This is a genomic window from Candidatus Binatia bacterium (assembly GCA_036563615.1).
Classification (GTDB): domain Bacteria; phylum Desulfobacterota; class Binatia; order UBA12015; family UBA12015; genus DATCMB01.
This window is the reverse complement of record DATCMB010000010.1, coordinates 29,919-43,878: the sequence shown is the minus strand read 5'-3', so window position 1 is coordinate 43,878 and position 13,960 is coordinate 29,919. Positions and strand designations below refer to the sequence as shown.

Here is a 13,960-nt window from a genome sequence, read left to right as displayed (position 1 = left end):
AAGGACCTAAAAGTATGCCGAAGCGGATCCACGAGTTGGCGCGAGAGTGGGGGATCCAGACGAAGGATCTCATCGCGAAGCTCGACGAGCTCGGCGTCCGGGGGAAGCGCTCGCAGAGCACCCTGACGGACGACGAGATCAAGCGCGTCGAGGAGCGCCTGGGTCTCGGACCCAAGCCGACGGTCACGGTCGGCAGCCAACGGGTCGTCGGCGAGCGCGTCGTCGCGGAAGGCGACGGCAGCGCGCGTGAGCAGATCATCGAGGCGCGCGTCCGTCCGAACGTCATTCGTCGCCGCACGCAGCGGGTCGAGGTGGTCGAGGAGACGCCGCCACCGCCGCCGCCAGCGCCCACGCCAGCCGCGGAGTTCACCGACTTCGGCGCGGATCTCGACCTCCCCGACGTCGACACCGCCGACAGCTCGAGCGCGTCCGGCGTCGGCCTCGAGGACGTCGTGTTCACGGCGCCCGAGCTGCCGTCGGCAGAGTCCTCGGCGCCCGCGCAGGACGAGTCGATCGTCGACATCCCCGCGCCCGCACCCGCCGCCGAAGCAGCGCCCGCTGCGGAGCCGGCTGCCGCCGCGGCGCCGGAGCCCGCACCCGCCGCAGAGCCGGCCGCGCCGACGCCCTCGCCAGCGGAAGCGCCCGCGCCCGAGCCGACGCCGAAGCGCACGATCGTCCGCCCGGCCGCGACGGCGCAGCCCGCCGCGCCGACCGTGGCGTCGAGCGACACCGCCGCTGCGTCGACGTCGACCACACCGACCGTGCGTCCGCTCGGCCGCGCGCCGTCCTCGGCGCCGATGCTCGACGACGGCATGCGCCGCGTCCAGGTGCTGGGCAAGATCGACCTCAAGAAGCCCGAGCCGGCCCCGGCCCGGCGCCCTGCCGGCGCGCCGATCGCGCCGGGCGCCGCCCCGCTGCCGGGCGAGGCCGCCGACGACGGATCGCGGCGCAAGCGCGGCAAGCGCGTCGTGCGCAAGCCGGGTCAGTTCGACCCGTACAGCGTCGCCGACCGGGGCGCGATGCGCGGCGGCCGCAAGCCCGTCAAGAAGCGCGCGGCGCCGGGCAAGGAGCAGAAGCGCACCGAGATCACGACGCCGTCGGCGCGCAAGCGTCTCGTCCGCATCAGCGAGGTGATCACCGTCGGCGACCTCGCGAAGGCGATGGGCCTCAAGGCCAGCGAGGTCATCAAGAAGCTGATGGAGATGGGCGTGATGACGACCGTCAATCACGTCCTCGACGTCGATCACGCGACGCTGGTCGCGGCGGAGTTCGACTACACGGTCGAGAACGTCGCCTTCGACGCCGACAAGGAGCTCGAGGCTCCCGAGGACGAGGCGAGCGAGGGCGAGAAGCTGCCGCGCGACCCGGTCGTCACGGTCATGGGCCACGTCGACCACGGCAAGACGTCGTTGCTCGACGCGATCCGCAAGACCAACGTCGCCGAGGGCGAGGCGGGCGGCATCACGCAGCACATCGGCGCCTACACCGTGACGGCGAAGGACCGCCGCATCACCTTCATCGACACGCCCGGCCACGCGGCGTTCACCGCCATGCGCGCGCGCGGCGCCAAGGTGACGGACATCGTCATCCTGGTGGTCGCCGCGGACGACGGCGTCATGCCGCAGACCATCGAGGCGATCGCGCACGCGCGCGCCGCCGAGGTGCCGATCATCGTCGCGATCAACAAGATCGACCGCCCCGACGCCGATCCCGAGCGCGTCAAGAAGCAGCTCGCCGACCACGGTCTGGTCGCCGAGGAGTGGGGCGGCGACACGATCTTCGCGCCGGTCTCGGCGAAGACGGGCGAGGGCATCGACCACCTGCTCGAGATGGTGCTCCTGCAGGCCGACGTGCTCGAGCTCAAGGCACGGCGCGACTCGCGCGCGCGCGGCTCGATCATCGAGGCCAAGCTCGACCGCGGCCGTGGCCCGGTCGCGACGGTGCTCGTGCAGGAGGGCACGCTCAAGCCGGGCGATCCGTTCGTCGTCGGCATCCAGTACGGGCGCGTACGCGCGATGCTCGATCCGCAGGGCCGCAAGGTCGAGGAGGCCGGGCCGTCGACGCCGGTCGAGATCCTCGGCCTCTCGGGCGTGCCGGAGGCGGGTGACGCGTTCGTCGTCGTCGCCGACGAGGCGACCGCGCGTCAGGTCGCCGAGCACCGGCGCAGCAAGCAGCGCCAGAGCGAGATGGCGAAGTCGAGCAAGGTTTCGCTCGACGACCTCTACAAGCAGCTCGAGAAGAGCGCGGTCAAGGAGCTGCGCGTCGTGCTCAAGACCGACGTGCAGGGCTCGGTCGACGCGCTCAAGGAGGCCTTCGCGCGTCTGTCGAACGACGAGGTGCAGGTGTCCGTCATCCACGCGTCGGTCGGCGGCGTGACGGAGTCGGACGTCCTGCTCGCGTCGGCGTCGAATGCGATCATCATCGGCTTCAACGTCCGTCCGGAGCCGAAGGCCGCGCAGCTCGCCGAGCGCGAAGGCGTCGACGTGCGGCTCTACACGATCATCTACGATGCCATCAATCAGGTCCGCGAGGCGCTCGAGGGCATGCTCGAGCCGACGGTTCGCGAGCGCACGGTGGGCCGCGCCGAGGTGCGTCAGACCTTCGGCATCAGCGGCGCCGGCGTGATCGCGGGCTCGAGCGTGATCGACGGCAAGATCGTGCGCGGCGCGCTCGCGCGTCTGCTGCGTGACCACGCCGTGGTCCACGAGGGCAAGATCGCGAGCCTGCGCCGCTTCAAGGACGACGTTCGCGAGGTCGCGGCCGGCTACGAGTGCGGCATCGGCCTCGACGGCTTCAACGACATCAAGCCGGGCGACGTCATCGAGGTCTACGAGCTCGAGCAGGTGGCGCGTCGCATCCAGCCGTCCTCCGGGACCGAGAAGGCGCAGCCCGTCGAGCGCTACGCTTGACCGCCAGACGATCCGGCGGACGGCCCCCCTCGCGCGGCGCGGCGGGCGGCGTCCGCCGGGCCGACCGCGTCGCCGCCGAGATCCAGCGCATCCTCTCCGAGCTGCTGCTCTACAAGGTGCGCGACCCTCGGGTGGCGGAGGTCAACATCACCCGCGTGCACGTGAACGACGACCTGCGCCTCGCGAAGATCTCGTTCACGCTGCTCGCGATGGACGAGGGGAGCCGCCTGGAGGCGCAGCGCGGTCTCGAGAGCGCGTCGCCGTTCTTCCGCCGCGTGGTCGCGGGCGAGCTCGGCCTGCGCCACGCGCCCGAGCTGCTCTTCGCCTTCGACAAGGAGCTCGAGAGCGCGCGGCGCGTCGACGCGCTGCTGCGCGACATCCAGCGGGAGCGCGAGGAGCGCGAGCAGGCCGAGCGGGCGGCCGCGGGCGAGGACGTTCCCGAGCGCGACGACGATGGCGACGACGATAACGACCACGAGAGCGACGACGGCGACGCCGAGCACGATGACGACACCGACCCCGAGCGCTGACGGCATCCTGCTGGTCGACAAGCCAGCCGGGATGACGTCCGCCGGGGTGGTGCGCGACGTCAAGCGGGCGCACCGGCTGCGCAGCATCGGCCACCTCGGCACGCTCGACCCGATGGCGACCGGGCTCCTGCCGCTCTGCATCGGCGCCGGCACCAAGATCGCGCAGTTCCTCGGCGGCGAGCGCAAGAGCTACACCGGGACGATCCGCCTCGGCGTCGCGACCGACACGCTCGACCTCGAAGGGCAGGTGGTGGCCGAAGCTCCGGTGCCGACGTTCGACGCGGACCGCCTCGCCGAGGTCGCGCGCTCGCTCACCGGCGAGCGCATGCAGAAGCCGCCGATGTACTCGGCGGTGAAGCACAAGGGGAGGAAGCTCTACGAGCTCGCGCGCGCCGGGGTGACGGTCGAGCGCCCGGAGCGTCCGATCGAGATCGTGTCCCTCGAGCTCGCGCCGGTGGCGGACGAGCCCGCGACGGTCGCGTTCGCGGTCACCTGCTCGAAGGGCACGTACGTCCGCGTGCTCGCCGAGGACATCGGTCGCGAGCTCGGCACGCTCGCGACGCTCGCCTCGCTGCGGCGCACCGAGTTCGGCGACTTCCGCCTCGACGAGGCCCACCCGCTCGACGAGGTGCTCGAGCGCCCGCCGGGGGATCTGCCCGTGATCCCGCCGCACGAGGCGCTGCGCTCGGCACGCCGGGTCGAGGTCGGACGCTCGCAGGCATTCGCCATCGCGAGCGGACAGCGCGGGGCCCTCGTCGGCATCGCACCACCGCGCCCAGGCGAACGCCTTGCCGCGGTCCTGGCACCCAACGGACGCTTGCTCGCCGTCCTCGAGGCTGAGGACGGTCGGTGGACGCTCAAACGCGTCGTTATGCCGGAAGCAAGCGAACTTTACAGGTCCTGATACGGGTGTTAGGTCACCCGGCAACGAAAATGGAGGAAGAACAGTGGCGTTAGCCGCGGCACGCAAGCGCGAGTTGATCGAGAGCTTCCGGTCCCACGAGAAGGACACGGGCTCCTCGGAGGTGCAGATCGCCCTCCTGAGTGAACGGATCAACTACCTGACCGAGCATCAGAAGAAGCACGCAAAGGATTACGCCTCCCAGCGCGGCCTCATCATGCTGGTCGGGCAACGGCGACGGCTCCTCGACTACCTGAAGCGCACGGCCCCAGAGCGGTACAAGCAGGTCATCGAGCGGCTCGGACTACGCAAGTAGGCCGCCCCTCTCCACTGCCAAACTTCCCGCTTTGGTCACCGGCGCCGGTCGTCGGTGACGTACGGAGAACTGTATGGAGCCCAAGCTAGTATCGCTGGAGCTGGCCGGTAGACCATTCTCGATCGAGGTCGGGAAGGTGGCGCGGCAGGCAGGCGGCGCGGCCTTCGTCCGCTACGGCGACACGGTCGTCCTGGTCACGGCCACGGCCGCACCGACCGCGCGTGAGGGAGTCGATTTCCTGCCCCTCACCGTCGACTACCAGGAGAAGACGTTCGCCGCCGGGAAGATCCCCGGCGGCTTTTTCAAGCGCGAAGGAAAGCCCTCCGAGAAGGAGGTCCTCACCTCGCGTCTCATCGACCGACCGATCCGGCCGCTGATCCCGAAGGGCTGGGGCTACGAGACCCAGATCGTCGCGACCGTCCTCTCGGCCGAGAAGGACAGCGACCCCGACATGGTCGCGCTGTGCGGCGCGTCGGCGGCGCTGACCGTCTCGGATATCCCGTTCGACGGTCCGATCGCCGCGGTCCGCATCGGGCGCGTCGACGGTCAGTTCTGCATCAACCCGACCGCCGAGCAGAGCGAGAAGAGCGACATCAACCTCGTCGTCGCGGGCACCCGCGACGCGATCGTCATGGTCGAGGGCGGCGCGAACATCGTCCCCGACGACGTGATGCTCGACGCGCTCTTCACCGCGCACGCCGCGCTGCAGCCGATCATCGATCTGCAGCTCGAGCTGCAGAAGGCGATCGGCAAGCCGAAGCGTCCGGTGCCGCCGGTCGCCGAGGATCCCGCGCTCGAGGCGCGCGTGCGCGAGATCGCGCAGCCGCTGCTGCAGGAGGCGCTCGCCACGCCGGCCAAGCAGGAGCGCGCGGCGAAGTTCGACGAGGCGAAGAACGCGACGCTCACCCAGCTCGCCGAGGAGTTTCCCGGCCGCGAGAAGGGGATCTCGAACGCCTTCTCGCACCTCAAGTACGAGGCCGTGCGCCGCATGATCGTCGAGCAGAAGAAGCGCCTCGACGGACGCGGCCTCGCCGACATCCGGCCGATCACCTGCGAGGTCGGGTTGCTGCCGCGCACGCACGGCTCGGCGCTGTTCACCCGCGGCGAGACCCAGGCGCTGGTCGCCACGACGCTCGGCACCTCGTCCGATCAGCAGCGCATCGACGCGCTCCTCGGCGAGACGCACAAGAGCTTCATGCTGCACTACAACTTCCCGCCGTTCTCGGTCGGGGAGGTGAAGTTCCTGCGCGGCCCGAGCCGGCGTGACATCGGCCACGGCGCGCTCGCCGAGCGCGCCCTCATGCCGGTCCTGCCGAAGGGCGACGACTTCCCGTACACGATCCGCATCGTCTCGGAGATCCTCGAGTCGAACGGCTCGTCGTCGATGGCGACGGTGTGCGGCGGCTCGCTGTCGCTGCTCGACGCCGGCGTCAAGACCAAAGCTCCGGTCGCCGGCATCGCGATGGGCCTGATCAAGGAGGGCGACAGCTTCGCCATCCTGTCGGACATCCTCGGCGACGAGGACCACCTCGGCGACATGGACTTCAAGGTCGCCGGCACCGCGGAAGGCGTCACCGCGCTGCAGATGGACATCAAGATCAGCGGCGTGTCGCGCGAGGTGATGCACGCCGCGCTCGAGCAGGCGCGCGCCGGACGTCTGCACATCCTCGCCGAGATGGCGAAGGCGATGCCGGCGCCGCGCGAGTCGCTGTCGCCGTACGCGCCGCGCATCACGACGATCAAGATCCGCACGGACAAGATCCGCGACGTCATCGGCCCGGGCGGCAAGGTGATCCGCGCGCTGGTCGAGGAGACCGGCTGCCAGATCGACATCGAGGACGACGGCACGGTGCAGATCGCGTCGTCCGACGGCGCCTCGATGCAGAAGGCGATCGACCGGATCCTCGCGATCACGGCCGAGGCCGAGGTCGGGAAGATCTACAACGGCAAGGTCCGCAAGATCGTCGACTTCGGCGCCTTCGTCGAGATCATGCCCGGCACCGACGGGCTGCTGCACATCTCGCAGATCTCGCGCGAGCGCATCCGCAGCGTGAGCGACGTCCTCAAGGAAGGCGACGAGGTCCGCGTCAAGGTCCTCGAGGTCGACCGCTCGGGCAAGATCCGGCTGTCGCGCCGCGAGGCGATGGCGGAAGAAGGCATTCAGGAGTAGAAGAAGGGGTGCCCAGCCTCGGCGACCCGAGCACCGTCCGCAAGAGCGTCCTGCCGAACGGGATTCGGGTGCTCTCGGAGACCGTTCCGCAGTTCACCTCGGCGACGCTCGGAATCTGGGTCGAGAACGGCTCGGTCTACGAGCCCGCCGAGCTGAACGGCATCTCGCACTTCCTCGAGCACGTCTTCTTCAAGGGGACCGAGCGTCGCACCGCGAAGGAGATCGCGGAGTCGATCGACGGCGTCGGCGGCGTCCTCAACGCGTTCACGAGCAAGGAGTACACTTGCTACTACGCGAAGGTCCTGCGTGAGGACCTGCCGCTCGCGCTCGACGTCCTCTCCGATCTGTTCCTGCACTCGACGTTCGCCGCCGAGGAGATCGAGCGCGAGCGCGGCGTGATCCTCTCGGAGATCATGGAGTCCGAGGACACGCCGGACGATCACGTCCACGTCGTCTTCGACCGCGGCTTCTGGCCCGGGCATCCGATCTCGCTGCCGATCACCGGCACCGCGGAGACGGTGTCCGCGATGCGCCGCGAGCACTTCCTGCGCTTCCTCGACGAGCGCTACCGTCCGGACCGCGTGCTGATCTGCGCGGCCGGTGCGGTCGATCACGACTGGCTCGTCGATCAGGTGAGCGCAGCGTTCGGCTCGCTCCAGGGAACGAGCTCCAAGCCCGACCTGCCGCTGCCCGAGCCCAAGCCGAGCCTGACGCTCGTCGAGCGCGAGCTCGAGCAGGTGCAGATGGTGCTCGGCGTGCCGGGCCTCAAGCACACCGACCCCCGCCGCTACGCGGCCTACGTGATGAACACCGCGCTCGGCGGCGGCATGAGCTCGCGCCTCTTCCAGGAGGTGCGCGAGAAGCGGGGCAAGGCCTACACGATCTCGTCGTACCTCGCGTCCTTCCACCACACCGGCTACCTCGCCGTGAACGCCGGCCTCTCCGCCGACTCGGTGGACGAGGTGATCGACGTCGTGCGCAACGAGATGCGCAAGCTCGCGCAGGACGGCCTCGAGCCCGCCGAGCTCGCTCGCGCCAAGAGCCAGATCAAAGGCACGATCCTGCTGAGCCTCGAGAGCAGCGAGAGCCGGATGTCGCGCATCGCGAAGAACGAGATGTACTTCGGGCGCAACATCGAGCCGGCGGAGGTCGCGGACGCGATCTCGCGGGTGACGCAGGAGGACGTCCAGGCGCTCGCGCGCGAGCTGTTCTCGGCGCGCGCCGGGCTCGCCCTGCTCGGCGATTTGACCGGCATCAAGGTGACCGAGGCGGCGCTCGCCCCCGCCTGACGGCGGCCCGCCGGGAGCGACGATGGTCGGAGCAGGGGCTGGCACGGCAGTGCGGGTCGCGATCTGGCGACCGCGCGGCGGCGACGCACCGCTGCCGCGCTACATGACGCCCGGCGCCGCAGGCTGCGACCTCGCCGCGGACCTCGACGCGCCCGTCACGCTGGCGCCGCTCGAGCGCAAGCTCGTGCCCACCGGGCTCGCGATCGCGCTGCCCGAGGGCTTCGAGGCGCAGATCCGCCCGCGCAGCGGCCTCGCCCTGCGCGAGGGGCTCAGCCTGCTGAACACGCCGGGCACGATCGACTCGGACTACCGGGGCGAGATCCAGCTCATTGTCGTGAACCTGAGCAACGAGCCGCGCACGATTCGACCGGGCGACCGCGTGGCGCAGCTCGTGGTCGCGCCGGTCGCGCGCGCCGAGTGGCAGCTCCTGGAGCAAGCGCCCGCCGAGGGCGACGCGCTGTGGACGCGTCGCGGCGCCGGCGGGTTCGGCCACACGGGCGCCGGCGCAGACGCTGTGGGCGGTCGCGGGGAGGAGCGATGATCGCGCGGTACACGCGCCCGGAGATGGCGCGTCTGTGGACGGACGCGCACCGTCTTTCGATCTGGCTCGAGATCGAGGTTCTGGTCTGCGAGGCGCTCGCGCGCCGCGGCAAGATTCCCGAGGACGCGGTGCGGGAGATCCGCGCGCGCGCGAAGGTCGACCCGGCGCGGGTCGCCGAGATCGAGGCCGAGGTCAAGCACGACGTGATCGCGTTCGTCACCGCGGCCGCGGAGAGCGTCGGCCCGGCGGGACGCTGGCTGCACCTCGGGCTCACCTCGTCCGACGTCATCGACACCGCGTTCGCCGTGCAGCTGAGCCACGCGGCGTACCTGCTGCTGCGCGACCTCGACGCTCTGCTGGTCGCCGTGCGCGGGCTCGCCGAGCGCTACCGCGACACGCCGATGATCGGCCGCACGCACGGCGTGCACGCCGAGCCGATCACCTTCGGGGTCAAGGTCGCGAGCTGGTACGCCGAGCTGTGCCGCGGCTTCGAGCGCCTGCGCACGGCGGCGCGCGAGATCGCGACCGGAAAGCTGTCGGGCGCGGTCGGGACGTACGCGCACATGCTGCCCGAGGTCGAGGCCGAGGTGCTGGGCAAGCTCGGGCTCACGCCCGAGCCGGTCGCGACGCAGGTCGTGCCGCGCGACCGGCACGCCGCCTACTTCGGAACGCTCGCGCTGATCGCCGCGTCGATCGAGCGCATCGCGACCGAGCTGCGCCACCTGCAGCGTACCGAGGTGCTCGAGGCCGAGGAGCCGTTCACGCAGGGGCAGAAGGGCTCGTCGGCGATGCCGCACAAGCGCAACCCGTGGATGGCGGAGAACCTCTGCGGGCTCGCGCGCCTGGTGCGCGGCTACGCGCTGAGCTCGCTCGAGAACGTCGCGCTGTGGCACGAGCGCGACATCAGCCACTCGTCGGTCGAGCGCGTGATCGCGCCCGACGCGAACATCGTGCTCGACTTCATGCTCGTGCGCCTGACGGGCATCCTCACCAACCTGGTCGTCTACCCCGAGCGCATGGCGGCCAACGCGGCGGTCTCTGGCGATCTCGTGTACTCCGAGAGCGTGCTCCTCGCGCTGGTCCACGCCGGCGTCGCGCGCGAGGAGGGCTATCGCTGGGTGCAGCGCTGCGCGTTCGCGGCCCGCGACGGCAAGGGCTCGTTCCGCGAGCTGATCGCCGCCGATCCGGACGTGAAGCGCGTGCTCTCGTCCGAGCAGATCGACAAGGCCTTCGACCCCGGGCGCGCGCTCGCGCACACGGGCGAGATCGTCGAGCGCGCGCTCGCGGTGCGGCCGGAGCTGCCGCCGGCGCCGCCGCTCCTCGAGGTCGCGTGATGGCGGCCGTCGAGCGGAGAGAGCTGCTCTACGAGGGCAAGGCGAAGCAGGTCTGGTCGACCGACGACCCGAACCTCGTCGTCCAGTACTTCAAGGACGACGCGACCGCCTTCAACGCGCAGAAGCGCGGCACGATCGCCTCGAAGGGAATCCTCAACAACGCGATCTCCGAGCGGCTCTTCCGCCTGCTCGAGGACAGCGGCGTCAAGACACATTTTGTCGAGCGGCTCTCCGACCGCGAGATGCTCGTGCGGCGGCTGCGGATCTTCCCCGTCGAGGTCGTCGTGCGCAACGTGGTCGCGGGCAGCCTCGCGCAGCGCCTCGGGCTCGAGGAGGGCAGGGAGCTGCCGTCGCCGATCGTCGAGCTGTACTACAAGAACGACGCGCTCGGGGATCCGATGATCAACGACTTTCACGTCACCGTGCTCGGCATGGCGAGCCGCGAGGAGCTCGACACGGTCGTCGCGACGAGCCTGCGCGTCAACGCCGTCCTGCAGCCGTTCCTCGCCGAGCGCAATCTCACGCTCGTGGATTTCAAGCTCGAGTACGGCGTCTCCACCGCCGACGGCGCGATCCTGCTCGGCGACGAGATCTGTCCCGACACGTGCCGCCTCTGGGACACGGCGACGCGCGAGCGGCTCGACAAGGATCGCTTCCGGCGCGACCTCGGTAGGGTGGAGGAAGCGTACCAGGAAGTGTATAGACGCATCGTCACGTGATCGCGCGAGTGTTCATCACTCCCAAGAAGGGGGTGCTCGATCCACAAGGCCGAGCGATCTCGTCGTCGTTGCACGCGCTCGGCTTCGGCGAGGTCACCGACGTGCGGATGGGCAAGTATCTCGAGCTCCGCCTCGACCCGGCGCAGGCGAACGGTCAGCCCGAGGAGCGCGTGCGCGCGATGTGCGAGCGGCTCCTCGCGAACGGCGTCATCGAGGACTACCGCTTCGAGATCGACCACGAGGCCAACGGGCACTCGGAGCGCGACGCGTGAAGTGGGGCGTCGTCAGCTTCCCGGGCTCGAACGATGACCTCGGGACGCTGCACGTGCTGCGCAACGTTCTCGGTCACGAGGCCGTGCCGCTGTGGCACAAGAGCTCGGATCTAGCGAACGTCGACTGCGTCATCCTGCCGGGCGGCTTCTCGTACGGCGACTACCTGCGCTGCGGCGCGATCGCACGCTTCTCGGCGGTGATGGCCGCGATCACCGACTTCGCGGCGCACGGCGGTCTCGTGCTCGGCATCTGCAACGGCTTCCAGGTGCTGTGCGAGGCGGGGCTCCTGCCGGGCGCGCTGGTGCGCAACCGCACGCTGTCCTTCATCTGTCGCGAGGCGACGCTGCGGGTCGAGAGCGTCGCCAACCCGTTCGTCAATCGGGCGCTGGTCGGCGACGTCTGGCGGATCCCGGTCAAGCACGGGGAGGGCTGCTACGTCGCCGACGAGGCGACGCTCGACCAGCTCGAGCGCGACGGCCAGGTGCTGCTGCGCTACTGCCGACCCGACGGCTCGCGCGCACGCGAGGGCGAGGACGCGTCCGACTACAACCCAAACGGCTCGATGCGCGACATCGCGGGCGTGATGAACGCGACGCGCAACGTCTTCGGCATGATGCCGCACCCCGAGCACGGCGCCGATCCGAGCCTGCGCGAGGTCTCCTGGCCGGACGCCGGCGTGCCCGACGGGCTGCGCGTCTTTCAATCGATCGCCGGCTGGATCGCCGATCTGGGTCAGCGCGCGGCGGTCGATTCCATGCGGTGACACGGTGGCGCGTCCACAGGTCACGCTCGAGACGGCCCGCGAGCACGGGCTCACCGACGACGAGTACCGCCGCCTGACCGAGACGCTCGGGCGCACGCCGACCATCGAGGAGCTCGGCGTCGCGGCGGTGATGTGGTCCGAGCACTGCAGCTACAAGAGCTCGCGCATCCACCTGCGCAAGCTCCCGACCGAGCATCGCCGCGTCGTGCAGGGACCGGGCGAGAACGCCGGCGCGGTGTCGATCGGCGACGGGCTCGCGCTGGTCTTCAAGATCGAGAGCCACAACCACCCGTCGTACATCGAGCCCTACCAGGGTGCGGCGACCGGCGTCGGCGGCATCCTGCGCGACGTCTTCACGATGGGCGCGCGGCCGGTCGCGTCGATGGACTCGATCCGCTTCGGCAGCCTGTCGCACCCGCGCACGCGCTACCTGGTGAAGGGCGTGGTCGCCGGCATCGGCGGCTACGGCAACTCGATCGGCGTGCCGACGGTCGGCGGCGAGCTGGTCTTCGACTCGGGCTACGACTTCAACTGCCTGGTGAACGCCTTCACGCTCGGCGTCGTCGAGGAGTCGCGGCTGATGCGCGCGCGGGCGACCGGCGTCGGCAACGTCGTGATGATGTTCGGCTCGCGCACCGGACGCGACGGCATCCACGGCGCGAGCCTGCTCGCGTCCGCCGAGTTCGACGAAAAGAGCGAGGAGAAGCGCCCGACCGTGCAGGTCGGCGACCCGTTCCTCGAGAAGCTGCTGCTCGAGGCGACGCTCGAGATCCAGAAGGCCGATCTCGCGCTCGCCGTGCAGGACATGGGCGCCGCCGGCATCACCAGCTCGAGCGTCGAGATGGCGCACCGCGGCGGGCTCGGCATCGAGCTCGACCTCGACCGCGTGCCGCTGCGCGAGCCCGGCATGTCGGCGTACGAGATCATGCTCTCGGAGTCCCAGGAGCGCATGCTGCTGGTCGCGAAGCCCGAGAACGTCGACGCGATCCGCGCGATCTGCGACCGCTGGGACCTCGAGTCCGCGGTGATCGGCAAGCTCACCGACGATCGTCTGCTCCGCGTCCGTCACCACGGCGAGGAGGTGATCCGCGTCCCGATCGAGCTGCTCGCCGACCCGCCGGCGCTCGAGCGGCCGTCGGCAGAGCCTGCCGAGTCGACCGTCGAATTTGTGCTCGACGAGCTGCCCGAGCCGCGCGACTACGGGCAGGCGCTGCGCGACATGCTCGCCTCGCCGAACCTGTGCTCGCGCCGCTGGGTCTACCAGCAGTACGACCACTACGTCGGCGCGGCGACCGTGGTTCATCCTGGCGCCGACGCGGCCGTGATCCGCGTCCTCGGCACCGACAAGCACGTCGCGATGACGGTCGACTGCAACGCGCGCTACTGCTCGCTCGATCCCTACCTCGGCGCGTGCATCGCGGTGTGCGAGGCGGCACGCAACCTGGTCGCGACCGGCGCCGAGCCGCTCGCGATCTCCGACTGCCTCAACTTCGGCAGCCCCGAGCGGCCGGAGATCATGTGGCAGTTCGAGCAGGCGATCGCCGGCATCCGCGACGCGTGCAACGCCTTCGACCTGCCGGTCGTGAGCGGCAACGTCAGCTTCTACAACGAGACCGAGGGCCGGGCGATCCCGCCGACGCCGACCATCGCGATGGTCGGCCTGCTGCGCACTCCCAAGCCGGTCACGCCCTGGTTCAAGGGGGAGGGCGACGTCATCATCCTGCTCGGCCGCACACGCGAGGAGGTCTCGGGCAGCGAGTACGCGGCGGTGCTGCACGGCATCACGCACGGCTCGCCGCCGTGGGTCGACCTCGAGGCCGAGCGCCAGCTGCACGCGGTGGTGCTGGAAGCCGCGGAGCGTGGGCTCTTGCGCTCGGCGCACGATCTCTCCGAAGGCGGTCTCGCGATCGCGCTCGCCGAGTGCTGCTTCCTCGCGCCCGACGGGGTGCGCAAGCTCGGCGCGCGCGTGCGCATCGACGAGAGCATGCGTCCCGACGCCTATCTCTTCGGCGAGAGCCAGGCGCGCATGCTGGTCAGCGTCAAGCGCGAGCACGCGGCAACGCTGCGTGACCTCGCGAACGAGGCCGGCGTCGCCGTCACCGTGCTCGGCGAGGTCGGCGGTGGCATGCTGGATTTCGAGGGGGTCGCGAGCGTCTCGGTGCAGGAGCTGTTCGAGATCTGGGACACGGCGCTCGAGAAGCTGATGCGAGGTTGA

General features: G+C 70.3%; 12 protein-coding genes. All 12 read left to right on the top strand.

What is annotated here, in order from left to right; translation table 11 throughout:
- The first annotated feature begins 14 nt into the window (after positions 1-14).
- Positions 15-2,909 (top strand): translation initiation factor IF-2, encoded by a 2,895-nt coding sequence (infB, locus tag VIS07_09125; GenBank protein ID HEY8515661.1) that lies wholly within the window; start codon positions 15-17, stop codon positions 2,907-2,909.
- Positions 2,906-3,439: a 30S ribosome-binding factor RbfA gene (gene rbfA, locus VIS07_09120; GenBank protein HEY8515660.1), complete on the top strand. Its 534-nt coding sequence runs from the start codon at positions 2,906-2,908 to the stop codon at positions 3,437-3,439. The genes infB and rbfA overlap by 4 nt, the downstream gene beginning before the upstream one ends.
- Positions 3,414-4,343 (top strand): tRNA pseudouridine(55) synthase TruB, encoded by a 930-nt coding sequence (truB, locus tag VIS07_09115; GenBank protein ID HEY8515659.1) that lies wholly within the window; start codon positions 3,414-3,416, stop codon positions 4,341-4,343. The genes rbfA and truB overlap by 26 nt, the downstream gene beginning before the upstream one ends.
- A 43-nt stretch (positions 4,344-4,386) precedes the next feature.
- A complete protein-coding gene (rpsO, locus tag VIS07_09110; GenBank protein HEY8515658.1) occupies positions 4,387-4,656 on the top strand; it encodes a 30S ribosomal protein S15 in 270 nt (89 codons plus the stop codon).
- A gap of 73 nt (positions 4,657-4,729) precedes the next feature.
- Positions 4,730-6,826: a polyribonucleotide nucleotidyltransferase gene (pnp, locus tag VIS07_09105; GenBank protein ID HEY8515657.1), complete on the top strand. Its 2,097-nt coding sequence runs from the start codon at positions 4,730-4,732 to the stop codon at positions 6,824-6,826.
- 8 nt (positions 6,827-6,834) lie between these two features.
- The gene (locus tag VIS07_09100) at positions 6,835-8,115 is read left to right on the top strand and encodes a pitrilysin family protein (protein ID HEY8515656.1); all 1,281 of its coding nucleotides are present in this window, start codon (positions 6,835-6,837) and stop codon (positions 8,113-8,115) included.
- A gap of 22 nt (positions 8,116-8,137) precedes the next feature.
- Entirely contained in the window at positions 8,138-8,656 is a 519-nt protein-coding gene (dut, locus tag VIS07_09095; GenBank protein ID HEY8515655.1) for a dUTP diphosphatase, read from the top strand.
- Complete coding sequence (gene purB / locus VIS07_09090; GenBank protein HEY8515654.1) at positions 8,653-9,990, top strand: adenylosuccinate lyase; 1,338 nt, start codon at positions 8,653-8,655, stop codon at positions 9,988-9,990. Before dut ends, purB begins: the two co-directional genes overlap by 4 nt.
- Positions 9,990-10,709, top strand: a complete 720-nt coding sequence (purC, locus tag VIS07_09085; protein ID HEY8515653.1) for a phosphoribosylaminoimidazolesuccinocarboxamide synthase — start codon at positions 9,990-9,992, stop codon at positions 10,707-10,709. The genes purB and purC overlap by 1 nt, the downstream gene beginning before the upstream one ends.
- Complete coding sequence (purS, locus tag VIS07_09080; protein ID HEY8515652.1) at positions 10,706-10,981, top strand: phosphoribosylformylglycinamidine synthase subunit PurS; 276 nt, start codon at positions 10,706-10,708, stop codon at positions 10,979-10,981. Before purC ends, purS begins: the two co-directional genes overlap by 4 nt.
- Entirely contained in the window at positions 10,978-11,745 is a 768-nt protein-coding gene (gene purQ / locus VIS07_09075) for a phosphoribosylformylglycinamidine synthase subunit PurQ (protein ID HEY8515651.1), read from the top strand. The genes purS and purQ overlap by 4 nt, the downstream gene beginning before the upstream one ends.
- Positions 11,746-11,749: 4 nt before the next feature.
- Positions 11,750-13,960 (top strand): phosphoribosylformylglycinamidine synthase subunit PurL, encoded by a 2,211-nt coding sequence (gene purL / locus VIS07_09070; protein ID HEY8515650.1) that lies wholly within the window; start codon positions 11,750-11,752, stop codon positions 13,958-13,960.

Bases quoted from the DNA above. Each gene is read 5' to 3' on its own strand.
- infB (HEY8515661.1), top strand. From the start codon at position 15: ATGCCGAAGCGGATCCACGAGTTGGCGCGAGAGTGGGGGATCCAGACG.
- truB (HEY8515659.1), top strand. From the start codon at position 3,414: ATGACGACACCGACCCCGAGCGCTGACGGCATCCTGCTGGTCGACAAG.
- pnp (HEY8515657.1), top strand. From the start codon at position 4,730: ATGGAGCCCAAGCTAGTATCGCTGGAGCTGGCCGGTAGACCATTCTCG.
- dut (HEY8515655.1), top strand. From the start codon at position 8,138: ATGGTCGGAGCAGGGGCTGGCACGGCAGTGCGGGTCGCGATCTGGCGA.
- purB (HEY8515654.1), top strand. From the start codon at position 8,653: ATGATCGCGCGGTACACGCGCCCGGAGATGGCGCGTCTGTGGACGGAC.
- purC (HEY8515653.1), top strand. From the start codon at position 9,990: ATGGCGGCCGTCGAGCGGAGAGAGCTGCTCTACGAGGGCAAGGCGAAG.